The sequence below is a fragment of the Bacillus sp. FJAT-27245 genome, assembly GCF_001273955.1.
GTDB lineage: Bacteria > Bacillota > Bacilli > Bacillales > Cytobacillaceae > Bacillus_D.
In genome coordinates this window covers 15695-40763 of the sequence record NZ_LIGI01000001.1, presented here as the reverse complement: position 1 = coordinate 40763, position 25069 = coordinate 15695, and the positions used below count along the sequence as shown (strand labels likewise).

Here is a 25069-nt window from a genome sequence, read left to right as displayed (position 1 = left end):
TTCCTCCTTTCTTAAGAAGTCCTATGCTTTTACCGCACTTTTAATTTTGATCATTGCTTTCCTGGCTCCAGGCACGTTGCCCTTTACAAGAAGCAGATTGCGCTCTGTATCTACTTTTACAATTTCAAGGTTTTGAACTGTAATTACTTCTCCACCCATGCGTCCTGGCAATGCTTTGCCTTTGAATACGCGGTTCGGGGCAACTGGTCCCATGGAACCTGGGCGGCGATGGTAGCGGGAACCGTGGGACATTGGGCCGCGGGATTGACCGTGGCGCTTGATAGAGCCCTGGAATCCTTTACCTTTCGATACTCCGGTAACATCCACGATGTCGCCTTCTGCAAAAATATCAACTTTGACTTCCTGACCAACTTCATATGCTGCCAAGTCTACTCCGCGGAATTCGCGAATGAAGCGCTTAGGAGCAGTGTTCGCTTTGGCAACATGCCCTTTTTCAGGCTTATTGGCAAGCTTTTCACGTTTGTCTTCAAAACCGATCTGGACAGCCTCATAACCGTCGTTTTCAACAGTCTTCTTTTGAAGGACAACGTTGGCAGCCGCCTCAATAACTGTTACAGGAATTAAATCGCCGTTTTCAGCAAACACTTGAGTCATACCAATCTTTCTTCCTAAGATTCCTTTGGTCATTCGTCACACCTCCTGAATAAGTTTATTTATGATGTTTATAGTTTGATTTCGATGTCTACGCCGGATGGCAGGTCTAAACGCATAAGTGAATCAACTGTTTGTGGAGTTGGGTTCACAATGTCGATCAGACGCTTGTGTGTTCGCATCTCGAATTGCTCACGGGAATCCTTGTACTTGTGGACCGCACGAAGGATCGTGTAAACCGTCTTTTCAGTCGGAAGCGGAATCGGGCCAGACACTGCAGCACCTGAACGCTTGGCTGTTTCAACGATTTTCTCTGCGGACTGATCCAGAATCCTGTGATCATACGCTTTTAAACGGATACGAATTTTTTGTTTTGCCATTATTTTTCCCTCCTTTTCGCCTATTTTGAAAATAGACATTCTCCGTGAAAATCTCCTGCACACTCGCCATGGCAAAGCGGCCGGGTGTGTCAGCAACCTCTCACATCATCGCAGTCAAAGACCAACATTGTCTATTATACATAAAACATCACTCAAACGCAATAACATTCAAGTGTTTTTTATGTTTTGCGCACTTTTACTATTATAGCGGCATGGTACGGTGATTGCAATGTTTTCTTTTATTTTATAGTCCGTTGTAAAACTGAAAGTTATTTTGGAAAGTTCCAGCTTTTTCTCGTTTCCTGTTTACATTATTATAGAAGGAACTCGATTTTTGTCGGCAATCGTTTATCAAATACAGCTTTTTAAAAACAATAAAAAACGGATGGGTCGTCACCCATCCGTTTTTTTACAGAAAAATTATTCAACGATAGAAGCAACTACGCCAGCGCCTACTGTACGGCCGCCTTCACGAATAGAGAACTTAGTTCCTTCTTCGATCGCGACTGGAGCGATAAGCTCAACTGACATTTCGATGTTATCGCCAGGCATAACCATTTCTACGCCTTCTGGAAGGTTACAGATGCCTGTAATGTCAGAAGTACGGAAGTAGAATTGTGGGCGGTAGTTAGAGAAGAATGGAGTATGGCGTCCACCTTCTTCTTTTGACAAAACGTAAACTTCAGCTTTGAACTTTGTGTGCGGAGTGATGGACTTTGGCTTAGCCAAAACTTGTCCACGCTCGATATCTTCGCGCGCTACGCCACGAAGAAGCGCACCGATGTTGTCTCCAGCTTCTGCATAGTCAAGAAGCTTACGGAACATTTCTACACCAGTTACAGTTGTAGATTTTGGCTCTTCAGTGAAACCAACGATTTCAACAATGTCACCAACTTTTACTTGTCCGCGCTCTACGCGTCCAGTAGCAACTGTTCCACGGCCAGTGATGGAGAATACATCCTCAACAGGCATCATGAAAGGCTTCTCAGTGTCACGTGCTGGATTTGGGATATAGCTGTCAACAGCATCCATAAGCTCGATGATTTTTGCTTCCCATGCAGCATCGCCTTCAAGAGCTTTAAGAGCAGAACCTTTGATAACTGGAGTGTCATCGCCAGGGAACTCGTATTCAGATAGAAGGTCACGGATTTCCATTTCAACTAGTTCAAGAAGTTCTTCGTCGTCAACCATGTCGCACTTGTTCATGAATACAACAAGGTAAGGAACGCCTACCTGACGGGAAAGAAGGATATGCTCACGAGTTTGTGGCATTGGGCCGTCAGTTGCGGATACTACTAGGATACCGCCGTCCATTTGAGCAGCGCCAGTGATCATGTTTTTAACATAGTCAGCGTGCCCTGGGCAGTCAACGTGTGCATAGTGGCGGTTAGCAGTTTCATACTCAACGTGAGAAGTTGAGATTGTGATTCCACGCTCTTTTTCTTCTGGAGCGTTGTCGATTTGATCATAACCGCGTGCTTCCCCACCGCCAGCTTTTGAAAGGACAGTTGTGATTGCAGCAGTCAAAGTAGTTTTACCATGGTCAACGTGACCGATTGTTCCAATGTTAACGTGTGGCTTGGAACGGTCGAATTTAGCTTTACCCATTAGGATTTCCTCCTTTAATTTTAAAAAGTTAAGTATTATTTGGGGCTGGGAATGGCAAGCCATACCCAGCCTATGCTTACATAGTAGTTATACTTGATTGAAAGGTGAAAATCAATTATTCACCTTTATTTTTTTTGATGATTTCCTCAGAGATGGATTTCGGTACTTCTTCATAATGGTCAAAGTGCATGGAGAACACTCCACGGCCTTGTGTGCCAGAACGAAGGGCAGTTGCATAACCAAACATTTCTGATAGGGGAACCATCGCGCGGACTACCTGTGCATTTCCTCTTGCATCCATTCCTTCAACACGGCCGCGGCGGGAAGTGATTTGTCCCATGATATCTCCAAGATATTCTTCTGGGATTACTACTTCTACCTTCATGACCGGCTCAAGGATTACAGGGCTACATTTCGAAGCAGCATTCTTAAGTGCCATGGAAGCGGCAATCTTAAACGCCATTTCGGAAGAGTCAACATCATGATAAGAACCGTCGAAAAGCCTAGCTTTGATGTCTACCAACGGGTAACCGGCAAGTACGCCTCTATCAAGCGCGTCTTCAAGCCCAGCTTGTACAGCAGGGATGTATTCACGTGGAACGACACCGCCTACGATTCCGTTTTCGAACTCAAAGCCTTTTCCTTCTTCGTTTGGTGAGAACTCGATCCAAACGTGGCCGTATTGTCCGCGTCCACCAGACTGACGGGCAAATTTCCCTTCAACCTGAGCTGATCCGCGGAATGTTTCGCGGTAGGCAACCTGAGGAGCACCCACGTTTGCTTCTACCTTGAATTCACGGCGCATCCTGTCAATCAGGACATCCAGGTGAAGCTCACCCATACCCGCGATAATAACCTGTCCAGTTTCCTGGTCAGTATGGGCGCGGAATGTAGGATCCTCTTCCTGGAGCTTTTGCAACGCAGTCGCCATTTTGTCCTGGTCTGCTTTTGACTTAGGTTCAACAGAAAGCTGGATAACTGGCTCAGGGAACTTCATGGACTCAAGAATAACAGGGTTCTTTTCGTCACAAAGTGTATCGCCTGTAGTGGTATCCTTCAAACCTACTGCAGCAGCAATATCTCCGGAATATACCTTCGAGATTTCCTGGCGGCTGTTTGCATGCATTTGCAGGATACGTCCAATCCGCTCACGTTTACCTTTAGTTGAGTTCTGGACATAGGATCCAGATTCCAAAGTACCGGAGTATACACGGAAGAACGTTAGTTTACCGACATAAGGGTCAGTCATAACCTTAAATGCAAGAGCAGCGAATGGCTCTTCATCGCTTGAGTGCTTTTCAACAACTGTTTCTTCATCGCCTGGCAGATGCCCTTTAATTGCCGCAACATCAGTCGGTGCCGGAAGATAGTCGATTACCGCGTCAAGCATTAATTGAACACCCTTGTTTTTAAATGCGGTACCGCAAAGAACAGGGTAGAATTCAACAGAAAGTGTGCCCTTACGGATGGCAGCTTTGATTTCTTCATTCGTAAGCTCTTCTCCGCCAAGGTATTTTTCCATAAGCTCTTCATCAAGCTCAGCAACCGCTTCAATTAACTTCTCACGGTATTCTTCAGCCTGTGGAAGGTATTCTTCTGGAATATCACTGACTTCAATGTCAGTTCCAAGATCATTGCCGTAGAAAGTAGCTTTCATTTCTACAAGGTCGATGATGCCTGTGAATTGGTCTTCAGCACCAATCGGAAGTTGGATTGGATGTGCATTTGCTTGCAGGCGGTCACGCAATGTGCCTACAGAGTAAAGGAAGTCCGCACCGATTTTATCCATTTTGTTAACAAATACGATCCTAGGAACGCCATAGGTAGTTGCCTGGCGCCATACAGTTTCGGTTTGAGGCTCAACGCCCGACTGGGCATCAAGGACAGTAACCGCACCATCAAGTACGCGCAGTGAACGTTCTACCTCAACTGTGAAGTCTACGTGCCCTGGTGTGTCAATGATGTTTACACGGTGGTCCTTCCATGATGCGGTTGTTGCAGCGGAAGTGATTGTGATCCCACGCTCTTGCTCCTGCTCCATCCAGTCCATCTGGGCTGCACCTTCGTGAGTTTCACCCAGTTTATGAATACGCCCTGTATAGTAAAGGATACGTTCAGTGGTGGTTGTCTTCCCCGCATCGATATGGGCCATAATCCCGATATTACGAGTTTTTTCCAAGGAGAACTCTCTTGCCATTGGGTCTTTCTCCTTCCTTGTATGAGTGTTTTAAAGATTCGTCTGCAAGCTTGCACCAACCGTGCCTGAAGCCGGGAAGATTCCCCGGCCAGGTAAGGTTCTATATAGCTTGTCTGGTTTAAGGGCCCATCGCGGGCGCTTAAACTTTTTTATTCTACCAGCGGTAGTGTGCGAATGCTTTGTTGGCTTCAGCCATTTTATGTGTGTCTTCACGCTTCTTGACAGATGCGCCAGTGTTGTTTGCTGCATCAAGGATTTCATTGGCAAGACGCTGTTCCATTGTCTTTTCGCCACGAAGCCTTGCGTAGTTCACCAACCAGCGGAGTCCAAGTGTAGTGCGTCGGTCTGGGCGCACCTCAACTGGAACCTGGTAGTTCGCACCACCAACACGGCGTGCTCTTACTTCAAGTACAGGCATGATATTCTTTAGTGCAGCATCAAATACTTCCATTGGTTCTTTTCCAGAACGTTCACGGATGATATCGAATGCGTTGTAAAGAATTGCCTGGGATGTACCTCTCTTACCGTCGATCATCATTTTGTTGATCAGGCGGGTAACTAGCTTAGAATTGTAAAGCGGATCTGGCAAAACGTCTCTTTTTGCAACAGGACCTTTACGAGGCATATTTTTTCCTCCTTTCAGAAAATCTTCTATTTAGTGTTCAACGATTATTTTTTAGCTGCTTTCGGACGCTTGGTGCCGTATTTTGAACGGCCTTGCATACGGTTGTTTACACCAGCTGTATCAAGAGCGCCACGTACAATGTGGTAACGAACACCCGGTAAGTCTTTTACACGACCGCCACGGATAAGAACAACACTGTGCTCTTGAAGGTTGTGGCCGATACCAGGGATGTAGGCAGTTACCTCGATTCCGTTAGTCAGACGCACACGGGCATACTTACGAAGCGCTGAGTTCGGTTTCTTCGGAGTCATCGTACCAACACGGGTGCAAACACCGCGTTTTTGTGGAGATGATACGTTTGTTTGTGATTTTTTAAAGCTGTTGTAACCTTTGTTAAGCGCAGGGGACTTCGAAGTTTCCTCAACGGATTTACGAGGCTTGCGCACTAATTGGTTAATTGTAGGCATGTTTTTTCCTCCCTTCACGACATTTGTAGACCCACACATCCAGGTGGTTCTTTTTTGAGCAAAAACAAAGTTCTTGCAGCAGCATCTGCAAAAACAGTTTTCAACGGATTATGGCGACAGCAGAAGTTCCCACTTTAATGCCGCTGGCCTTGCCGAGTTTTTTCATCGAATCGACCCGCAGCACAGGTATGCCATGTCTTCCGGCTGCTTCAACGGCTGCTTCCGTCAATTTCGGATCAGCATCCTCCGCAATAACCAGTTCACTGGCGGTACCTTCTTCAAGCGCTCTGACTGCCTGCTTTGTTCCTATCAGGATTTTCCTTGCCTGCAGAACTTTTTCATAAGACATCGTTCATATCCTCCAAAGTTACAGGGTGAATAGGAGCACCTTTGCTATATTACCATCATAAAAAATGGATGTCAACTAATCTTGCTGTATTTTTTATAAAATAAATCTTTAAAAACGGCACCAGGCTTTCGACTGGTGCCGTCTTTGGAAATAATGAGGCACTGGGCCTTCTTATTCGATTGTAATACCTTCTTCTTCCTCTTGGATCACCGGTTCCGCCTTACGGTAACGCTGCATTCCTGTTCCAGCAGGGATGAGCTTTCCGATAATGACGTTTTCCTTCAAGCCGAGAAGCTCATCACGCTTGCCCTTGATGGCAGCGTCGGTAAGCACCCGTGTTGTTTCCTGGAAGGATGCCGCTGAAAGGAAGGAATCCGTTTCAAGTGAAGCCTTCGTGATACCGAGCAGGACCGGACGGCCGGTTGCCGGCATTTTGCCGTTCGACAACGCCTTTTCATTCGCATCGGTAAACTGATGAATATCGAGAAGCATTCCCGGAAGGACATCTGTTTCACCAGCATCGATGATCCTGATCTTACGAAGCATCTGGCGGACCATCACTTCAATGTGCTTATCGCCGATTTCTACACCCTGCATCCGATATACCTTTTGTACTTCAAGAAGCAGGTACTCCTGCACAGTGCCGACATCGGTTATCTTTAGAAGCTCTTTCGGATCAATCGACCCTTCAGTAAGGTCTTGGCCGCGTTCAACCCTGTCGTTGACTTGGACCTTGAGTCTTGCTGTATAAGGCGCTGTATATGTCCTAGATTCGACTTCGCCCTGGATGACGATTTCCTGCTGGCGGTCACGCCCTTCGTTGATGCCGACTACGACACCCTCCAATTCGGCGATGACTGCCTGCCCTTTCGGATTCCGGGCTTCGAAAAGTTCCTGGATACGCGGCAAACCTTGGGTAATATCGTCCCCTGCTACACCGCCCGTATGGAACGTACGCATTGTAAGCTGGGTTCCTGGTTCTCCAATGGACTGGGCAGCGATAATTCCGACTGCTTCGCCCACTTCGACTTCCTGGCCAGTCGCAAGGTTGCGGCCATAGCACTTTTTACATACTCCGTGACGCGTATTGCACGTAAATGCCGATCGGATCTGGACTTCCTCAACGCCGGCTTTTGTAACTTCGACAGCTAGGTCTTCCGTAATCAGGCCGTTTTCCGGAACAATGATCTCCCCGGTTTCAGGATGCTTGATATTCCTTCTAGCATAACGGCCGATCAAGCGTTCTTCGAGTGATTCGATGACTTCGGTGCCATCCTTCAAAGCCCGGATCCTTAAACCACGGTCCGTTCCACAATCGTCATCGCGGACAATGACATCCTGGGCAACATCGACAAGGCGGCGTGTAAGGTAACCGGAGTCAGCCGTTTTAAGGGCCGTATCGGCAAGGCCTTTACGCGCACCGTGCGTCGAAATGAAGTACTCCAATACTGTCAAACCTTCGCGGAAGGATGATTTGATCGGCAATTCGATAATCCGTCCTGCCGGGTTGGCCATCATACCGCGCATACCTGCAAGCTGAGTAAAGTTGGACGCGTTACCACGCGCTCCGGAATCACTCATCATAAAGATTGGGTTTGTCTTATTCAGGGATTGCATCAGCTTGCCCTGGATTGTATCCTTCGCCTGGCTCCATATGGAGATGACACGGTCATAGCGTTCGTCTTCGGTAATCAAACCGCGCCTGAACTGCTTCTGGACATTGTCAACCCTGCTTTGTGCGTCGGCAAGGATTTCTTCTTTTTCACCGAGAACGACGATATCGGCCACACCGACCGTGATTCCAGCCTTTGTCGAATACTTGAAGCCGAGATCCTTCATGCGGTCAAGCATTTTTGAAGTTTCGGTGATTTTAAATCGCTTGAATACCTCAGCAATAATGTTTCCGAGGATTTTCTTTTTAAACGGCTCTACAAGCGGCATTTCCTTGATAAGCGCGCGAACGTCGGCACCCTTTTCCACAAAGTACTTTTCCGGAGTTTTCACTTCGAGGTTGTGCTTTGTCGGTTCATTAATGTAAGGGAACGATTTCGGCAGAATTTCATTGAAAATAAGTTTTCCGACTGTTGTCATCAACAACTGCTTGTTTTGCTCTTCGGTAAACGTTTCATTGTTCAGCGATCCTGCGTTTACGGCAACCCGTGTATGCAAGTGGACATAGCCATTTTGGTAGGCGATGAGTGCTTCGTTCGTATCCTTGAAGACCATCCCTTCACCAATTGCACCTTCGCGCTCCAAGGTCAGGTAATAGTTCCCTAATACCATATCCTGGGAAGGTGTTACAACTGGCTTTCCATCCTTAGGGTTAAGAATGTTTTGAGCCGCAAGCATCAAAAGGCGTGCTTCAGCTTGTGCCTCTGCCGAAAGCGGTACGTGCACGGCCATCTGGTCTCCGTCAAAGTCCGCGTTGTATGCAGTACACACGAGCGGGTGAAGGCGGATTGCCCGTCCTTCGACAAGTGTCGGCTCGAACGCCTGGATGCCGAGCCTGTGAAGCGTCGGCGCGCGGTTAAGAAGGACTGGATGCTCACGGATGACTTCCTCGAGCACATCCCAGACTTCAGGCTGGACGCGTTCAATTTTCCGCTTGGCGGATTTAATGTTATGGGCAAGGCCCTTTTCAACAAGTTCTTTCATGACGAAAGGCTTGAACAATTCGAGTGCCATTTCCTTTGGAAGCCCACATTGATACATTTTCAGGTTCGGGCCTACTACAATAACCGAACGCCCTGAATAGTCAACACGTTTCCCAAGAAGGTTTTGGCGGAAACGTCCCTGTTTACCCTTCAGCATATGGGAAAGGGACTTCAACGGGCGGTTCCCCGGCCCTGTTACAGGTCGGCCGCGGCGGCCGTTGTCAATCAGCGCGTCGACAGCTTCCTGCAGCATCCGCTTTTCGTTTTGGACAATGATGCTTGGAGCGCCAAGGTCAAGCAGGCGCTTCAGGCGGTTGTTTCTGTTGATGACACGGCGGTATAGGTCATTCAGGTCGGATGTCGCAAAACGGCCTCCATCCAGCTGGACCATTGGGCGAAGTTCCGGCGGGATGACAGGAAGTACGTCAAGAACCATCCAGGATGGCTCATTCCCCGATCCACGGAATGCTTCGAGGACTTCAAGGCGCTTGATTGCGCGCGTGCGCCTTTGTCCCTGGGCTGTTTTCAATTCCTCTTTGAGGGAATCGGCCTCTTTATTTAGGTCAATGTCCTGAAGGAGCTTCCGGATTGCTTCGGCGCCCATGGAAGCCTGAAATTTATTGCCATACTTTTCACGGTATGCGCGGTACTCTTTTTCAGATAAAAGCTGTTTCTTTTCAAGGGCTGTATCCCCGGATTCCGTTACCACATAGGAAGCGAAATAGATGACTTCCTCAAGGGCGCGCGGGGACATGTCAAGGACGAGCCCCATTCTGCTCGGAATTCCTTTGAAGTACCAAATATGGGAAACAGGTGCTGCAAGCTCGATATGGCCCATCCGTTCACGGCGCACTTTTGCGCGTGTCACTTCAACACCACATCGGTCACAGACGACTCCCTTATATCGGACTCGCTTATACTTTCCGCAATGGCACTCCCAGTCCTTCGTTGGACCAAAAATCCTTTCGCAGAAAAGGCCGTCTTTCTCTGGCTTTAATGTACGATAGTTGATTGTTTCCGGCTTCTTGACCTCACCGAAAGACCAGGAACGAATCTTGTCCGGTGATGCAAGGCCGATTTTCATATACTCAAAATTATTAACATCCAGCAAGGGGCCTACCTCCCTTTTAATCTCCAGGTTTTACCCTGTAGCTGACACAACCGGCTCCCGGACGCGTGCATGGCGCCCGGGCGGTTATGGTTAAAACCAGAAAAGCTTCTTTTCCGCTTTTCTATGTTACTCTTTTGAACCTACTTTTTCAGACTCGATGCTTTGTGTTTCAGGAGCAATGGTCAATGTGTCAACCTGCTGCATATCATCTTCGTCTTCAAGGTCGCGCATTTCTATTTCCTCTTCATCACCGGACAAGATTTTCACATCAAGCCCTAGGCTCTGAAGTTCTTTAATCAATACTTTGAACGACTCAGGAACACCTGGTTCTGGTACGTTTTCGCCTTTTACAATTGCTTCGTACGTTTTTACACGGCCGACCACATCATCGGATTTGACAGTAAGGATTTCCTGAAGGGTATAGGCAGCGCCATACGCTTCAAGCGCCCAAACCTCCATCTCCCCGAAACGCTGTCCACCAAACTGGGCTTTTCCGCCAAGCGGCTGCTGCGTAACGAGAGAATACGGTCCAGTGGAACGGGCATGCAGCTTATCGTCTACCATGTGGGCAAGCTTGATCATGTACATGACGCCGACAGAAACCCGGTTGTCAAATGGCTCGCCCGTCCGGCCGTCATATAGGACAGTCTTCGCGTCGCGGGCCATGCCGGCTTCTTCAATCGTCGCCCATACATCTTCCTCGGTCGCACCGTCGAATACCGGCGATGCTACATGGATGCCAAGCGCCCTGGCGGCCATTCCGAGATGGAGCTCAAGCACCTGCCCAATGTTCATACGTGAAGGTACGCCCAGTGGGTTAAGCATGATGTCGACAGGTGTGCCGTCCGGAAGATACGGCATATCTTCTTCCGGTAGAATTCGGGAAATAACCCCTTTGTTTCCGTGGCGTCCGGCCATTTTATCCCCTTCGGAGATTTTACGTTTTTGGACGATGTATACCCGGACGAGCTGGTTTACGCCTGGAGGAAGCTCATCGCCGTCTTCGCGGTTGAACACTTTAACATCCAGCACAATTCCGCCGCCGCCGTGTGGAACACGGAGTGAAGTATCCCTTACTTCACGGGCCTTTTCACCAAAAATCGCATGAAGCAGACGCTCTTCGGCAGTCAGCTCTGTTACCCCTTTAGGCGTAACTTTACCAACAAGCAAATCGCCGTCCTTGACTTCCGCACCTGTACGGATGATTCCTCGCTCATCAAGGTTGCGCAGCGCATCTTCCCCAACGTTCGGGATATCGCGTGTTATTTCTTCAGGGCCGAGCTTTGTATCGCGGGACTCTGATTCATATTCTTCAATATGGATGGATGTATACACATCATCCTTGACGAGGCGCTCACTCATGATGATCGCATCTTCGTAGTTATATCCATCCCAGTTCAGGAAAGCAACCAGTACGTTCCGGCCAAGTGCCAGTTCACCCTTTTCCATGGATGGCCCATCGGCAAGTATTTCACCTTTGGTTACCCTGTCGCCTACGGAAACGATTGGGCGCTGGTTGTAACAGGTTCCCTGGTTTGAGCGGATGAATTTAAGCATCCTGTATTTATCCAGGTCTCCTTTTACTTCCTGGCCATCGATTTCTTTAACGCGGCGAACCCACACTTCGCGGGCCTCAACGTGTTCAACAATCCCTTCATGTTTGCAAATGACTGCGGCACCGGAGTCTTTCGCAGAAACGTGTTCCATACCGGTACCTACCCTTGGCGCTTCAGGCTGCATCAACGGAACAGCCTGGCGTTGCATGTTCGCTCCCATCAAGGCACGGTTGGAGTCGTCGTTTTCAAGGAACGGGATGCAGGCAGTCGCAGCGGATACAACCTGCTTTGGCGATACATCCATGTAGTCAACGCGTTCCCTTGGCACAACCGTATTATCGCTTCGGAAGCGAGCAACGATGTCGGCATCAACGAACGAGCCGTCCTCATCAAGCCTTGCGTTCGCCTGTGCGACCACATAAAGGTCCTCTTCATCCGCGGTCAAGTAATCAATTCGGTCCGTCACTTTTCCTGTTTCCGGGTCTACCCTGCGGTAAGGTGTTTCAATAAAACCGAAGCGGTTGACTTTCGCGTAGGAAGAAAGTGAGTTAATCAACCCGATGTTCGGTCCTTCCGGCGTTTCAATCGGACACATGCGCCCATAGTGGGAATAGTGAACGTCACGAACTTCGAAGCCTGCGCGCTCACGGGTCAAACCACCTGGCCCTAGTGCGGAAAGACGGCGTTTATGCGTCAATTCAGCAAGCGGGTTCGTCTGATCCATGAACTGCGAAAGCTGGGAGCTTCCGAAGAACTCTTTAATCGAGGCGATAACCGGACGGATATTGATCAGCTGCTGCGGAGTGATGGTGGCAGTGTCTTGGATGGACATCCTTTCACGTACCACACGCTCCATTCTGGAAAGCCCGATACGGAACTGATTTTGGAGCAGTTCCCCTACAGAACGCAGGCGGCGGTTTCCAAGGTGGTCGATATCATCAGTGTCGCCTACTCCATGAAGCAGGTTGAAGAAATAGCTGATTGAAGCAATGATATCTGCCGGGGTAATGTTCTTTACCTGTTCCGGAACATAAGCATTGCTCAAAACATTAATTACTTTTTCGTTATCATCGGTTGGTGCGAATATCTTAATTCCCTGAAGGACGATTTCACCATCCACAACCCCGCCCCCTGGCTCGTAGCCGTACATGTTGATGTTTTTTTCCAGGTGGGGAATGATCCTGTCCAGATTCCTCCGGTCGAGCAACGTACCAACTTCAGCGATAATCTCGCCAGTTTCCGGATCAACCAAAGCTTCTGCAAGCCGCTGTCCAAACAGACGGTTTTTAATATGAAGCTTTTTGTTTATTTTATAGCGCCCTACACTTGCCAGGTCATATCGCTTCGGATCGAAGAAACGCGAAATGAGCAGGCTTTTGGCATTTTCCACCGTTGGCGGTTCGCCCGGGCGAAGCCTCTCATAGATTTCAAGCAACGCTTTTTCGATGCTGTCGGTATTGTCCTTTTCGAGAGTATTGCGGATATACTCATTGTCGCCAATGAGATCGATGATTTCTTGATCAGAGCCGAACCCGAGTGCACGCAAAAGAACCGTAACTGGCAGCTTCCGGGTACGATCTATCCTTACGTATACGACATCCTTGGCATCTGTTTCATATTCAAGCCATGCGCCGCGGTTCGGTATAACGGTGGCTGTAAAACCTTTTTTCCCGTTTTTGTCCACTTTCCCGCTGTAGTAAACGCTCGGGGAGCGCACCAGCTGAGAAACAATGACGCGTTCCGCACCATTTATAACAAAGGTGCCTGTTTCTGTCATTAGCGGGAAATCGCCCATGAAAACATCCTGGTCCTTTACTTCCCCTGTTTCTTTGTTGACGAGACGCACTTTTACACGCAGCGGTGCCGCATATGTTACATCCCGTTCCTTCGATTCCTCAACGGAATATTTCGGATCGCCAAGGCTATAATCAATAAATTCTAGAGATAGGTTACCAGTAAAGTCTTCAATCGGTGAAATATCCTGGAACATTTCACGCAGTCCCTCATCAAGAAACCATTGATAAGAAGAGGTTTGGATTTCAATAAGATTTGGTAATTCTAAAACTTCACTGATTCGCGCGTAACTTCTTCGTTGGCGGTGTCGTCCATACTGAACTAGTTGACCTGTCAACTGATTCACCCCTCAAATCAAGAGTTGTATTGTAAATCTATTTGGAGCCTGAAGCCGGACAGTTGTCCTGCATCAGACAAAAAAGAAAAAGGGTTTTTTGACTCAAAAACCGCAATTTTCACATTTTAACCTATTATTTTGTCATCTTTTCCTTCCTATACCATTTTTATACAAAAAGTTTCCTTTCTTTATTCACAGAAAGTTTTATCCTTTTTGCAAAAAAAGCTTGACATTTTGGGATAGTATTAGAAATAAGATGATGGCATTTTATAATATTAACATAGTGGCATTTTCGAGTCAAACATTTTTCGCCCTGATAATAAAGTATCCCTTTTCCTTATCGACTACTTCCACTTCCCCGAATAGTTCTTTCAGCTTATCCAGGGCTGATGGCGCACCTTGCTTTTTCTGAATGACCACCCAAAGCTCACCATCATTCACAAGCTTTTCCTTCGCCTCGGTAAAAATATCATGGACGGTTTTTTTGCCCGCTCGGATTGGGGGATTTGTTAGGATCGCGGAAAAGCCTCCCACTTCTACCCCAGTAAGCCTGTCACTTTCATAAACAAGGGCATTCTCCACTCCATTCGCCTTCGCGTTTTCCCTCGCCAGCTCAAGAGCGCGTTCATTTACATCCACCATATGCACGGATCGCTCAGGGTATTGTTTGGCTATCGCAAGCCCGATTGGACCATATCCGCAGCCCACATCAAGGATCGGCCCTGAAATTTCAGGCAACTCGAACGTTTCGATCAACAACCTTGATCCAAAGTCGACTTCATTTTTTGAAAAAACACCGGTATCGGACTTGAACCGGAAACGAACGTTCCTCAGTGTATACTCCCAATGCTTTGGCGCGCTCTCAACATGCGGCTTTTTTGTATAATAATGATCCGCCATCATTCCACCTCCAAGGAAAGCAGAAAAAAGCCCGCTTAGGCAGCGAGCTTTCTTATTGGTTGATTACTTAACTTCGACGTTAGCTCCAACTTCATCAAGCTTAGCTTTGATAGCTTCAGCATCTTCTTTAGAAACGCCTTCTTTGATTGGCTTCGGAGTGTTGTCAACAAGGTCTTTTGCTTCTTTAAGGCCAAGTCCAGTGATTTCACGAACAACCTTGATAACCTTGATTTTTTGGTCGCCTGCAGATGCAAGGATTACATCAAATTCAGTTTGCTCTTCAGCAACTGGGCCAGCGCCGCCGCCAACCATAGCTACAGGAGCAGCTGCAGTTACGCCGAATTCTTCTTCGATTGCTTTTACTAGGTCGTTAAGTTCTAGAACAGTCATGGATTTGACTGCTTCAATGATTTGTTCTTTAGTCATTGTTTATTTCCTCCTCAAATTGTTTGTTTTTTATGGTAAAGCGAAAACGGTCAGCTTACGCGCCCTGTTCTTCTTTCTGTTCTGCAACAGCTTTTGTTGCAAGAGCAAGGTTGCGGATAGGAGCCTGCAGTACGCTGAGAAGCATGGAAAGCAAGCCTTCGCGTGATGGAAGTTCTGCAAGTGCCTTGATTTCCTCAGCAGTTGCGACATTCCCTTCAATTACACCCGCTTTGATTTCCAAAGCGTCGTTCTTCTTCGCGAAATCATTGATGATTTTCGCTGGAGCAACTACATCTTCCGCACTGAACGCAATTGCGTTAGGGCCAGTCAACGATTCGTTAAGGCCAGCAAGTTCGGAAGCCTCTGCCGCACGGCGGGTCATCGAGTTTTTGTAAACCTTGAACTCAATCCCAGCTTCACGAAGCTGCTTACGAAGCTCGGTTACTTGGGCAACATTCAATCCGCGGTAGTCAACAACTACGGATGTTACGCTGTTCTTTAATTTACCGGCGATTTCATCGACGATTAATTTCTTTTGTTCGATAACGCTGCTCATAATTACACCTCCTATAGATTTCTGCATTTATACCGGGCAAATAAAAGCCTCCATATCCAGAAGACATGGAGGCATAATACAACAAGCCGTTTTACAGGCTAATTCTATCGCATTCCCTCGGCAGGCTAATTTAAGCTGGTCAGCACCTGCTGTCTTCGGTACAAATGTATTCATTTTCAAACAACAGAAGTAATATTAACACACTTTATTGCTGTTGTCAATAATTATTTCGCTGTTACGGAAGATGGATCAATTTTCACGCCAGGACCCATTGTAGAAGAAACTGTTACACTCTTCATGTAAGTTCCTTTTGCGGCAGCCGGCTTGACTTTAACCATTGTGTCGAAAATGGTCTTGAAGTTTTCAACAAGCTTTTCATCTTCGAAAGAAACCTTGCCGATTGGAACATGGATGATACCAGCCCTGTCAACGCGGTATTCTACTTTACCAGCCTTGATTTCGTTAACTGCTTTAGTTACATCGAATGTAACTGTGCCAGTTTTAGGGTTTGGCATTAAGCCTTTTGGTCCAAGCGTACGGCCAAGCTTACCAACTTCACCCATCATGTCCGGTGTTGCGACGATTACATCGAATTCAAACCAGCCTTGTTGGATTTTGTTGATATACTCTGCATCGCCAACATAATCAGCGCCGGCAGCTTCGGCTTCCTTCGCCTTTTCGCCTTTCGCGAAAACGAGGACGCGCTGGGTTTTACCAGTTCCGTTTGGAAGAACTACAGCTCCACGGATTTGCTGGTCAGCTTTTTTCGGATCTACTCCAAGACGGAAAGCAACTTCGACAGTCGCATCGAATTTTGCGTAGTTTGTTTTCTTTGCAAGCTCAATCGCTTCATTTACCGGATAAGCTTTCGTACGATCGACAAGCTTAGCGGCTTCTTGATACTTTCTGCTTTTCTTAGCCATGTTAAATATCCTCCTTGATTTGTGGTTATAACGGAATGGACCTCCCACGTGAAAAGGCATAAGCGCCTTGTTCCCGGCGTCGGAGCCGGATTTCATCCCGCTCGACTTCCGCCTTACAGAACAAAGGTTGCGTGTGATTATATCAGCTACGCAACCCCATCATACCTTAACAGTCCAGCACGGATTAGTCTTCGATTGAGATACCCATGCTGCGCGCTGTACCTTCAACCATGCGCATTGCTGCTTCAACGCTGGCCGCATTCAGGTCAGGCATTTTCTGTTCAGCAATCTCGCGCACCTTGTCGCGCTTAACCGTTGCTACTTTATTACGGTTAGGCTGGCCTGAACCAGACTGGATTCCGGCTGCTACTTTCAAAAGAACTGCAGCTGGAGGAGTTTTCGTAATAAATGTAAAGGAACGGTCTTCAAAAACCGTAATTTCAACAGGAATGATCAGACCTGCCTGGTCCGCTGTACGTGCGTTAAATTCCTTACAGAATCCCATGATGTTAACACCCGCCTGACCCAATGCAGGACCAACCGGTGGCGCTGGATTCGCTTTTCCAGCAGGGATTTGTAATTTAACTACCTTAATTACTTTTTTAGCCACGAGACACACCTCCTTAAAAAGTCCGTGATGTGGTAATAGGGGTATCCCCCTCCCACTCATAACAAAAGCCTTTATTTACATAAAGAACTTGACAAATGTCCGGTTTTTTCTGTCCAAGACATACTGACCTTTGAAATGTTACCACTTTTCACGTTCGATTTCAAGCTATTTTACACTATCAGTCAATTTTTTCTTTTATCCTGCGTTGCCGCGGGAGCAGTTATAACTTGTCAATTTGTGAGAAATCGAGTTCAACCGGCGTATCGCGGCCAAACATGTCGACAAGTACACGGAGCTTCGACTTCGTTTTATCCATTTCTTCAATAATGCCTGTCTTATCCGTAAATGGCCCTTCCTTGACCCTGACAGTCTCGCCAATTTCGAAATTGACATCAACCCGTTTCTCTTCCACGCCCATCCTCTTTAAGATGACTGAAACTTCCTCGGGAAGCAGCGGGGTTGGTTTCGAACCAGACCCGGCCGAACCAACAAAACCTGTGACTCCAGGCGTATTCCGTACTACATACCATGAATCGTCGGTCATGACAATCTCGACAAGTACATAGCCTGGGAATACTTTGCGTTTGACTGTTTTCTTTTTGCCATTTTTGAAATCTGTTTCTTCTTCTTCCGGAACGACCACGCGAAAAATTTTATCTTGCATTCCCATTGATTCGACGCGTTTTTCAAGGTTCGCCTTAACCTTATTTTCATATCCGGAATACGTATGGACCACATACCAATTCTTTTCCATTTTAAAGGACTAAAAGTCCGTCCCTCCCTGCATCTTCTTTTTCACCATCAGCGCTAAACGGCTGCTTTCGCTTTTCTCACTGTCTAGCTCCAGCAGCCAGCGCCTAGTGGACTTCAGTCCCCTCGCTACGATAAGTCAACATCGAATCGCTTCGCTCTTCGTGTTTCCTTTATCCCACCGTTAAGGGACAGTAAGCCCTAAAGGGCAACTGTCCCTAAAGGTCCGATTCGTTCAACTAACCATCAGCGGAAAACCACCGCTGATGGAAGTTTCACTTTATCTCCATCGGGGCCCTCCAGTCCATACGGCGCTAAACGGCTGCTTTCGCTTTTCTCACACCAAATGAAAAAACCCGTTAAACCGGGCTTTGTAGAAATTTCCTTGATTATTTCCCATTATACCATGAACGGGTTATGTTTATTCAAGAATTAATCGAATCAGTTTTGAAATGCCAAGGTCGACCACCGCAAAGAATACGGCGAAAATCGCCACAGTCGTGATAACAGTTATCGTATAACGGGTAAGTTCTTCCTTCTTCGGCCAGCTGACTTTTCTCATTTCACGAGCTATATCGCGAAAAAAATTCGTTATGCGCTGCATTGTTCGTGACCTCCATCTATATACAATTCCTGCCTTCCTACCGGGTTTCTTTGTGAACCGTGGAAGCATTACAGGTTTTACAGTACTTTTTTAGTTCCAGACGTTCGTCCCTGGCCTGGTTGCTTGCTGTTGAGTAATTCCGTGAACCGCAAACAGAACAGGCAAGGACTGCTTTTTTTGTCATTTCGTCACCTGCTGCCAGTTTTTTGTCCTTAAAACTGTATCACGCCCACCAAGAACTGTCAATAAGCACTGTAAAGGGTTTCATGGAAAAGACAAATCTCCAGAACGCCTAATGGGAATATTCGCGGATTTCCAGATAACGCTCCAATTTCCGCTTTACCCGCTGGAGAGCATTATCAATCGACTTCACATGGCGGTTCAGCTCTTCGGAAATTTCCTGGTACGATTGGCCGTCCAGGTAAAGAGCAAGGACTTTCCGCTCCAGGTCGCTTAGGAGTTCGCTCATTTTTATTTCGATATGGTCGAATTCCTCCTGGTTTATGATAAGCTGTTCCGGGTCCGTCGCCTTCGTTCCGCTCAGGACATCCATAAGAGTCCGGTCGGATTCGTCATCGAATATCGGCTTGTCCAACGAAACATAGGAATTCAGCGGTATATGCTTTTGCCTGGTGGCTGTTTTGATCGCCGTAATGATTTGCCGCGTAATGCAAAGCTCGGCGAATGCCTTGAAGGAAGTGAGTTTGTCGTCACGAAAATCCCGGATTGCCTTATACAGCCCGATCATGCCTTCCTGGACAATATCTTCCTTGTCGGCACCAATCAGGAAATAGGACCTGGCTTTGGCCCTGACAAAATTGCGATACTTGTGGATCAGGTAGTCCAGGGCCTCGCTATTGCCGCTGTGCACCAAAAACACGATCTCCTCATCTTCCATAATCAGAAACTCATCGCCTGCCCTCGACCTTACATCCACACTCACTGAGATCCCCCTCGCATGCACATGCATAGTTAGAAATATTATACAGTAGGTATTTTTTAAGCGTCAATGTTCATTTTTCGCCTCTGCGCCACTTTTCGAAAATTTCTGCCAAATCTTCACTTATCTGAATTCGGGTTACAGGCTTCTTTTCCTGGATTTTCTTTACGCTTTTTTCAATTTTTCTTTCGATTCCTGCCATTTCGATAAGAAGCTCCCTGGCTGACTTTCGCAATGCGCCTTGTCCAAAAATGACCCATTGTTCTGTAAAATCGGACGTAGCTACATGGATTTGTGTTTTTCTATTGCCCAGTTTGACAGCCAGCTTTTCAATCCTTTCATCAGCGGATTCATTCTCGCGAGTGAAAATGACTTCGACTTGATGGTTTTTAAATTTCTTTTCTATCCCTTGCACATAATGGGCATCAAAAACAACTATTACACGATAGCCGGAGTATCCTTGGTATTCCGCCATCAACTCAATCAGCCTGTCCCTGGCGGCGGCCAGGTCCCGGGCCTTCAATTCCCTAAGTTCCGGCCAGGCGCCGATAATGTTGTAGCCGTCAACTAAAAGGATATCCATCCTTATCCCTCGAGCGGGTGGCGCCTGCGGTATACCTCGTACATCAGCAATGCCGCAGCCACTGACGCATTCAGTGAAGTTACCTTCCCAGCCATAGGCAAATGAACGAGGAAATCGCATTTTTCACGAATCAACCTGCCCATTCCCTTTCCTTCACTGCCAATGACGAGCCCAAGCGGCATAGTAAAATCCTGTTTCCGGTAATCCACGCTTCCTTTCGCATCCGTCCCCGCGATCCAGACGCCGCGCTCTTTCAATTCATCAATTGTCCGGGCAAGGTTTGTAACCCGGGCAACAGGGATGTATTCAATCGCCCCGGTCGATGCTTTTGCAACTGTTGATGTAAGTCCTACTGCCCTCCGCTTCGGGATGATGATGCCGTGGGCGCCCACCGCATCGGCTGTCCTCATGATGGAGCCAAGATTATGAGGATCCTCGATTTCATCAAGAATCAGAAAAAACGGCTCCTCGCTTCTCTTCTTTGCCGCATCAAAAAGGTCATCCAGCTCGGCATATTGGTATGCGGCCACATAGGCCAGCACCCCTTGATGGTTTCCTTCGGCCAGCTGGTCGATTTTCTTCTTTGGCACATATTGGACAATGACATTCGCTTCCTTGGCCAATTCTGTAATTTGTTGCATTTGGCCGCGCTGCGAACCTTCAGCGATCAGGATTTTATTGATATCCCGTTTTGACCTTAATGCTTCCAGCACGGGGTTTTTTCCAACGATTGTATCCTCACTCATCCTTAATCCTTCCTTTCGTGCCCTCAACATACGCAAATGCTTTTTCAACAAGCTCTTCAAGCCGCTCATTATTGCCCGCTAAATAGAGAGTTCCTATCAGTGCCTCGAAGGCAGTGCTGTGCCTGTAGGTTACCACATCTGTATTTTTTGGCACCGAACCGGATTTCGCATTCCTGCCCCTTTTCACTACAGCCATTTCATTTTCGGAAAGCAGGCCTTCATCCATAAAGCTAAAAAGTATTTGTGACTGGGCTTTCGCAGATACGTATTTTGTCGCTTCCACATGGAGACGGTGCGGCTTGACCGTACCTTTTTGCAGAAGGTGGCGCCGGACATAGACTTCAAGCACCGCATCCCCCATATAGGCAAGCGCAAGGCTGTTCAGCTGTTTTTCGTCAATGGTTGTTTCGTATTGGAGCATACTCAGCCTCTTTTCCATCTTGTACCCTGAGGCGTGTCTTCGAGAATGATATTCATGTCCTTCAGCTGGTCCCTAATTTCATCGGACAGCTTGAAGTCCCTGTCTTTCCTGGCCTGGTTCCTCTTCTCAATCAGGGCTTCGATTTCTTCATCAAGCAGTTCTTCAGCGCCAACATTCAAACCGAGCACATCAAAAAGTTCCTCGAATTCCTTTGTAAAACGGTCAATGACTTCGACAGCTGTCGTCTTTTCCAAGAGATATTGATTGGCCAATTTCGATAGGTCAAACAGGACTGAAACAGCATTGGCTGTATTAAAATCGTCGTCCATTTCCTTAATGAATCGTTCCCTAAGCGCCTCGACTTCCGTAATCCATTGGCCATTGTCTTCCGTCAGCCCCGTACTTGATTCCTTCCTGTGTTTCAGGTTTTGGTAAGAGGTCTTCAGCCTTTCCAATGCGGCTATTGTGTTTTCAAGCAGCTCTTCGCTGTAATTTATCGGATTCCGGTAATGGACCGATAGCATAAAGAAACGGAGAACCTGCGGATCATGTTTTTTAATGATGTCATGGACGAGGACGAAATTTCCGAGTGATTTCGACATTTTTTCATTGTCAATGTTAATATATCCGTTATGCATCCAGTAGCGGGCAAATGTCTTTCCGGTCAGCGCCTCCGACTGTGCGATTTCGTTTTCATGATGCGGAAACGCCAAGTCCTGTCCGCCCGCATGGATGTCAATTGTGTCGCCAAGATATTTCTTCGCCATTGCCGAGCATTCAATATGCCAGCCCGGACGGCCTTTGCCCCAAGGGCTTTCCCAGTAAATTTCGCCTTCCTTCGCTGCTTTCCAGAGAGCAAAATCAAGCGCGTCCTGTTTCTTCTCACCCCGCTCAATCCTGGCGCCAACTTTCAACTCATCAATCGATTGATGTGAAAGTTTTCCATAACCATCAAATTTCCTCGTCCGGAAATAAACATCTCCATTGGATTCGTATGCGTAGCCTTTGTCGATTAATGACGAAATAAATTCAATGATAATGTCCATGCTTTCCGTAACCCTTGGGTGAGCGTCCGCCCTTTTGCACCCGAGAGCGGTTACGTCCTCGAAATAGGCGTCGATGAATCGTTCGGCGATTGCAGGAACGTCCTCGCCAAGTTCCTTTGCCGCCCGTATAAGCTTGTCGTCAACGTCGGTGAAATTTGAGATATAGTTCACATCATAGCCGCGGAATTCGAAATACCGCCTGACCGTGTCGAACACAATGGCAGGACGGGCGTTTCCAATATGGATATAGTTGTATACGGTTGGTCCGCACACATACATTTTTACCTTTCCTTCTTCAAGCGGAACAAACTCCTCTTTTTTCCTTGTCAATGTATTATAAATCTGAATGGCCATCTCACCTGGCTCCCTTCATTTTGATTGCTTCCAATTCTTCTTTCAGCATTGCAATTTCCTTCTCAAGCTCTTTGAAACGGTCGCCGGTTGGATCCGGCAAGTCCGTATGATCCAGCCTCGTGCCGACTTTAATGCCGTTTTGGATGACAATTTTACCGGGAATGCCGACAACAGTTGAATGTGCCGGAACATCCTTCAAAACAACCGAGCCCGCACCCACTTTTGCATGTTCGCCAATTGTAATTGAACCGAGTACCTTTGCACCCGCGGCAATCAGGGCATTGTCATGGATGGTCGGATGGCGTTTGCCTTTTTCTTTTCCTGTGCCGCCTAGAGTAACCCCCTGATATACAGTTACATTATCCCCGATTTCACATGTTTCACCTATGACCACGCCCATTCCGTGGTCAATAAAGAAGCGGCGTCCTATCCTCGCGCCAGGATGTATTTCAATTCCGGTAAAAAAACGGCTTATTTGTGAAATCAAACGAGCCAAAAAGAAGAACTTCCGCTTGAATAGTGCGTGGGCAATTCGATGAGCCCAAATGGCATGCAATCCGGAATACGTGAGCACAACCTCGAATGTGCTTCTTGCGGCCGGATCCTGTTCGAACACAACATCGATGTCTTCTTTCAACGTTTTGAACATTTCTCTCCCTCCCTGCCAAGGAAAATAAGTGTGAATCTTCCGGATAAATAAAAAACGCCCCTGTCATAAAGACAGAGACGCTTGTGCGCGGTTCCACTCTGTTTGGGCTTCGCACCCCTCCTTTTAAAGGAGGTCCGGCCCCAACTTAAGCCTGGTAACGGCAGGTTCCGCCCTGCTCCTACTGCGGACTGCGCCGGTTCGGGAGGGACTCTGGGGTGCATTTCAAAAAAGCGAGAGGCTTAAACCACTTTCAGCCGGTGATGGTTCTCTCTTTCAAGCTTCGTTCTTTTACTTTTCCCCGTCTTTGATTTACTGATATAGAATTATTGTTTATTATATACCATTTTAGACCAATTGTTAACTAATTAAATCGCTCAATCTCTTTTGAATCTTTTCCCTGCCTAATAATTCAATCGTTTTTGGCAGGTCCGGCCCATGTGTTTGGCCGGTTACAGCAGCGCGGATTGGCATGAAAAGCTTCTTCCCTTTATGGCCTGTCGATTTCTGCACGGCCTTCATTGCAGCCTGGATTCCTTCCGCTTTGAATTCTTCAAGCTTTGTGATTTCATCAAGGAACGCCTTCAGCACCTCAGGGACCTGTTCCTCGGCAAGAACAGATTTTGCTTCCTCGTCCGGATTGATGTCTTCACGGAAGAAAATATCCGACATTTCGACAATTTCGGCGCCAAAGTTCATTTTTTCCTGGAAAAGGGCAATCAGGCTGACAACCCATTCTCTTTCCTGGCCAGTCAATTCCTCTTTAACAAGCCCCGCTTTGACAAGGTGAGGAAGCGAAATTGCCACAAGCCTGTGAAGATCGGCTTTTTTTATATACTGGTTGTTCATCCAGGCAAGCTTTTGCTTATCAAAAAGAGCCGGGGATTTCGACAGTCTTGCAGAATCAAATATCTCAATGAACTCTTCTTTTGAGAATATTTCCTCTTCCCCTGCCGGAGACCAGCCAAGCAGGGCGATGAAGTTGAACAGCGCTTCCGGCAAATAGCCAAGCTCATCGTACTGTTCAATGAATTGGATGATGGATTCATCCCGCTTGCTAAGTTTTTTACGGCTTTCATTTACAATGAGGGTCATATGGCCAAAAATCGGCGCATCCCAGCCAAGTGCTTCATAGACCATCAATTGCTTTGGCGTATTGGAAATATGGTCATCACCACGAAGGACGTGAGTGATTTCCATCAAGTGATCGTCAATTGCCACAGCAAAATTGTATGTCGGTGTACCGTCTTTTTTAATCATGACCCAATCGCCCATGCCTTCGGACTCAAAGGTTACTTCTCCCTTTACAATGTCATTGAAGGTATAAACTTTTCCGGCAGGAACTTTCAGGCGGATACTCGGCTGTCTTCCTTCACTTTCGAGGCGGCTCCGTTCTTCATCCGTTAAATGGCGGCACTTTCCCGAATAATGAGGGGTTTCGCCGCGGGCTGACTGCTCCTCACGCTCAGCTTCCAGCTCTTCTTCAGTGCAGTAGCATTTATAAGCATGGCCTTCTTCTATAAGCCGCGTATAATATTTCCTGTAAATATCAATCCGTTCGGACTGTCTGTAAGGGCCGTATCCGCCATCTTTATCGACGCTCTCATCCCAATCGATGCCGAGCCAGTTTAAATATTTCAGCTGGCTTTCTTCTCCGCCCTCAATGTTACGCTTCTTGTCCGTATCCTCGATGCGGATAATAAATTTACCGCCCTGGCTTCGTGCAAACAAGTAGTTGAATAATGCTGTACGGGCGTTTCCAATATGTAAATGTCCTGTCGGGCTTGGCGCGTACCGCACTCGAACTGTGTTTGACATAAAAATCCTCCTAAACGTGCTGCTCTATTTTCTTTAAGCTTCATTTTACCATTGTC

Annotated in this window: 24 protein-coding genes and 1 other annotated feature; all 24 genes read right to left on the bottom strand. The window is 47.2% G+C overall.

Translation table 11 applies throughout. The annotated features are described in order from the left end of the window. Positions 1–21: 21 nt before the first annotated feature. A complete protein-coding gene (gene rplC, locus ADU24_RS00180) occupies positions 22–648 on the bottom strand; it encodes a 50S ribosomal protein L3 (RefSeq protein WP_053364769.1) in 627 nt (208 codons plus the stop codon). A 35-nt stretch (positions 649–683) separates the two neighbouring features. Continuing rightward, positions 684–992, bottom strand: coding sequence for a 30S ribosomal protein S10 (rpsJ, locus tag ADU24_RS00175; protein ID WP_053368705.1), 309 nt, complete (start codon positions 990–992; stop codon positions 684–686). A 420-nt stretch (positions 993–1412) separates the two neighbouring features. After that, positions 1413–2600 carry an elongation factor Tu gene (tuf, locus tag ADU24_RS00170; protein ID WP_053364768.1) on the bottom strand — a complete coding sequence of 396 codons (1188 nt, stop codon included), beginning with the start codon at positions 2598–2600 and terminating at the stop codon, positions 1413–1415. 115 nt (positions 2601–2715) lie between these two features. Next, the gene (gene fusA, locus ADU24_RS00165; RefSeq protein ID WP_053364767.1) at positions 2716–4797 is read right to left on the bottom strand and encodes an elongation factor G; all 2082 of its coding nucleotides are present in this window, start codon (positions 4795–4797) and stop codon (positions 2716–2718) included. 154 nt (positions 4798–4951) lie between these two features. Next, entirely contained in the window at positions 4952–5422 is a 471-nt protein-coding gene (gene rpsG, locus ADU24_RS00160; protein WP_053364766.1) for a 30S ribosomal protein S7, read from the bottom strand. Between the two features lie 44 nt (positions 5423–5466). Then, positions 5467–5889, bottom strand: coding sequence for a 30S ribosomal protein S12 (rpsL, locus tag ADU24_RS00155; protein WP_053364765.1), 423 nt, complete (start codon positions 5887–5889; stop codon positions 5467–5469). A 100-nt stretch (positions 5890–5989) separates the two neighbouring features. After that, on the bottom strand, positions 5990–6238 hold the full coding sequence (locus ADU24_RS00150; RefSeq protein ID WP_053364764.1) for a 50S ribosomal protein L7ae-like protein: 249 nt from the start codon (positions 6236–6238) through the stop codon (positions 5990–5992). A 171-nt stretch (positions 6239–6409) separates the two neighbouring features. Further along, complete coding sequence (gene rpoC / locus ADU24_RS00145) at positions 6410–10003, bottom strand: DNA-directed RNA polymerase subunit beta' (RefSeq protein ID WP_053364763.1); 3594 nt, start codon at positions 10001–10003, stop codon at positions 6410–6412. A 126-nt stretch (positions 10004–10129) separates the two neighbouring features. Then, complete coding sequence (gene rpoB, locus ADU24_RS00140) at positions 10130–13690, bottom strand: DNA-directed RNA polymerase subunit beta (RefSeq protein ID WP_053364762.1); 3561 nt, start codon at positions 13688–13690, stop codon at positions 10130–10132. 297 nt (positions 13691–13987) lie between these two features. Then, positions 13988–14590: a class I SAM-dependent methyltransferase gene (locus ADU24_RS00135; RefSeq protein WP_053364761.1), complete on the bottom strand. Its 603-nt coding sequence runs from the start codon at positions 14588–14590 to the stop codon at positions 13988–13990. Positions 14591–14653: 63 nt separating this feature from the next. After that, positions 14654–15016: a 50S ribosomal protein L7/L12 gene (gene rplL / locus ADU24_RS00130; protein WP_053364760.1), complete on the bottom strand. Its 363-nt coding sequence runs from the start codon at positions 15014–15016 to the stop codon at positions 14654–14656. Between the two features lie 55 nt (positions 15017–15071). Continuing rightward, complete coding sequence (gene rplJ / locus ADU24_RS00125; protein WP_053364759.1) at positions 15072–15572, bottom strand: 50S ribosomal protein L10; 501 nt, start codon at positions 15570–15572, stop codon at positions 15072–15074. Between the two features lie 32 nt (positions 15573–15604). After that, positions 15605–15749, bottom strand: a sequence feature (ribosomal protein L10 leader region). A 47-nt stretch (positions 15750–15796) separates the two neighbouring features. Then, positions 15797–16495 (bottom strand): 50S ribosomal protein L1, encoded by a 699-nt coding sequence (gene rplA, locus ADU24_RS00120; protein ID WP_053364758.1) that lies wholly within the window; start codon positions 16493–16495, stop codon positions 15797–15799. Positions 16496–16679: 184 nt separating this feature from the next. Further along, positions 16680–17105 (bottom strand): 50S ribosomal protein L11, encoded by a 426-nt coding sequence (rplK, locus tag ADU24_RS00115; protein ID WP_053364757.1) that lies wholly within the window; start codon positions 17103–17105, stop codon positions 16680–16682. A gap of 220 nt (positions 17106–17325) precedes the next feature. Further along, positions 17326–17859 carry a transcription termination/antitermination protein NusG gene (gene nusG, locus ADU24_RS00110; RefSeq protein ID WP_053364756.1) on the bottom strand — a complete coding sequence of 178 codons (534 nt, stop codon included), beginning with the start codon at positions 17857–17859 and terminating at the stop codon, positions 17326–17328. Positions 17860–18276: 417 nt separating this feature from the next. Next, on the bottom strand, positions 18277–18459 hold the full coding sequence (gene secE / locus ADU24_RS00105) for a preprotein translocase subunit SecE (protein ID WP_053364755.1): 183 nt from the start codon (positions 18457–18459) through the stop codon (positions 18277–18279). Between the two features lie 37 nt (positions 18460–18496). Continuing rightward, on the bottom strand, positions 18497–18643 hold the full coding sequence (gene rpmG, locus ADU24_RS22415) for a 50S ribosomal protein L33 (RefSeq protein ID WP_082306759.1): 147 nt from the start codon (positions 18641–18643) through the stop codon (positions 18497–18499). A 108-nt stretch (positions 18644–18751) separates the two neighbouring features. Then, entirely contained in the window at positions 18752–19357 is a 606-nt protein-coding gene (sigH, locus tag ADU24_RS00100; RefSeq protein ID WP_442853747.1) for an RNA polymerase sporulation sigma factor SigH, read from the bottom strand. Positions 19358–19472: 115 nt separating this feature from the next. Further along, positions 19473–19982, bottom strand: coding sequence for an NYN domain-containing protein (locus ADU24_RS00095; RefSeq protein WP_053364753.1), 510 nt, complete (start codon positions 19980–19982; stop codon positions 19473–19475). Positions 19983–19984: 2 nt separating this feature from the next. Beyond that, positions 19985–20728: a 23S rRNA (guanosine(2251)-2'-O)-methyltransferase RlmB gene (gene rlmB / locus ADU24_RS00090; RefSeq protein WP_053364752.1), complete on the bottom strand. Its 744-nt coding sequence runs from the start codon at positions 20726–20728 to the stop codon at positions 19985–19987. Continuing rightward, positions 20721–21149, bottom strand: coding sequence for a Mini-ribonuclease 3 (locus ADU24_RS00085; protein ID WP_053364751.1), 429 nt, complete (start codon positions 21147–21149; stop codon positions 20721–20723). The genes rlmB and ADU24_RS00085 overlap by 8 nt, the downstream gene beginning before the upstream one ends. Before the next feature lie 2 nt (positions 21150–21151). Next, complete coding sequence (gene cysS, locus ADU24_RS00080; protein WP_053364750.1) at positions 21152–22549, bottom strand: cysteine--tRNA ligase; 1398 nt, start codon at positions 22547–22549, stop codon at positions 21152–21154. Position 22550: 1 nt separating this feature from the next. Next, positions 22551–23198, bottom strand: coding sequence for a serine O-acetyltransferase (gene cysE / locus ADU24_RS00075; RefSeq protein ID WP_053364749.1), 648 nt, complete (start codon positions 23196–23198; stop codon positions 22551–22553). Positions 23199–23555: 357 nt separating this feature from the next. Then, on the bottom strand, positions 23556–25013 hold the full coding sequence (gltX, locus tag ADU24_RS00070) for a glutamate--tRNA ligase (RefSeq protein WP_053364748.1): 1458 nt from the start codon (positions 25011–25013) through the stop codon (positions 23556–23558). Positions 25014–25069 lie beyond the last annotated feature (56 nt).